The sequence below is a fragment of the Methylobacterium frigidaeris genome, assembly GCF_022179185.1.
GTDB classification, from domain to species: domain Bacteria; phylum Pseudomonadota; class Alphaproteobacteria; order Rhizobiales; family Beijerinckiaceae; genus Methylobacterium; species Methylobacterium frigidaeris.
In genome coordinates, this window is record NZ_BPQJ01000509.1 from 1 (window position 1) to 206 (window position 206).

At 68.4% G+C, this 206-nt stretch carries 1 pseudogene; it reads right to left on the minus strand.

From position 1 onward, the window contains the following. Positions 1-201, minus strand: a pseudogene (locus tag MFF64_RS39010) (30S ribosomal protein S16); the annotation flags it as partial. Positions 202-206 lie beyond the last annotated feature (5 nt).

The window sequence follows — 206 nt, forward strand, 5'->3', positions numbered from 1 at the left end:
GCCCACGGCCCTCCGTGTCGCTTTCTGCGCCGAGTCGTGTGCGGCCCCGGCCTTCTCGGCGCGGTCTGCGGCGCGCTCCTTGGCCTTGGTGCCGTGCTCGGCCTTCTGTGGGTTGTTGCGGGTCGGGTAGTTGGCGAGGACGGTGGTGAGGAGGGATCGCAGGAAACAGCTGGTTGGGTAGGGCGACTTGTGGAACCAGGCTCAGG